This window comes from Oleiphilus sp. HI0132, assembly GCF_001635845.1.
Genome location: NZ_LWGJ01001443.1, coordinates 1 through 1,085, shown reverse-complemented (window position 1 = coordinate 1,085; position 1,085 = coordinate 1). Strand labels below are relative to the sequence as shown.

Annotated in this window: 2 protein-coding genes; both read left to right on the top strand. The window is 44.6% G+C overall.

Translation table 11 applies throughout. The features are described from left to right. Window positions 1-506, top strand: a 506-nt coding sequence (locus A3766_RS22050) for a thioesterase family protein (protein ID WP_231882961.1), incomplete at its 5' end; no start/stop codon positions are given. 290 nt (window positions 507-796) lie between these two features. Further along, window positions 797-1,085: SDR family NAD(P)-dependent oxidoreductase (locus A3766_RS22045; RefSeq protein WP_156509046.1), on the top strand; the 289-nt coding region annotated here is incomplete at its 3' end.

The following is a 1,085-nucleotide window of genomic DNA, read 5'->3' as shown; positions in this document are numbered from 1 at the left end:
GTATTTATGTGTTCTCTGCCTGCATACTGAACTCGAATTTTTTGATCGCTCGTTGTAAAGAGGTCGTTATGAGCAAGCAAACTGAAGCGTTATATGAAAAGACTATTGAAGTGCGATGGGCTGACTGTGATGCGAATCAGCATATGAGGCATTCTGCTTATTCTGATCTGTGTGCGCATACTCGAGTTGCGTTTCTTAATGAGATCGGTATGACGGCGAAGTGGTTTAAGCAACATAATGTAGGCCCCGTTCTTTTTAAGGAAGAGACTGAGTACAAAGCCGAAGTTAATATAGGTGATGAGTTGCGCGTAACAGTGGAGCCAGGTGAGCCAACTGGTTTTACCAAAACTGTGCAGATGCTACAAAATATCTATAAGGCCAATGGTGAACTATCGGCAGTTCATCGTTGTGTGGTGGGCTGGATGGACCTTGAAGCGAGAAAGATAATTGAGTTGCCCGAGAAGATTAAAGAGCTGTATTTGATAGAAGCGCTAGTAGAGGTCTGATTCTTTAGTGGTGTTCTTAATCGCTCAGGTTTTGAATGTCGCTATTAGTCTCATATAGACTGTGTTGTATGGAGCGTTAGCCTGCTTTATTAGTTTCCTTAGCCCCACTTGCATGGTCTTCTTACGCGATATGGTATTTACCCAAGGCGGTAAAGTGTGCTCTAGTAATGCAAATCTACCGGCTTATGCAATAGAAGGGGACTACCCAAGATACTCTGTATCGATGAGGATGCCTTCGCGCCGGAAGCTTCGATGACTACTAAAAAACAACAATCAGAGGCAGCACACTAATGAATCAAGAAACGATTTATATCACCGGTGCAGCGAGTGGCATTGGCCAGGAAATCGCACGGCGCTACGTAAAAACGGGTGCCAACCTGGCCTTATTCGATCTAAAGTTTGATGAGCAGGCAAAATCGCTTATTGAGGATCTAAGGCATAACTCCAGTCAGGGTATTGCCTATTACGAAGCCGATGTGACAGACCTGGATGGCCTGCTTAAAGTAGTTTCAGAAGCGGCGTGTCATGTGGGATTACCAACGATAGCCTTGCATTGTGCAGGTATTAATCGCACTGGTT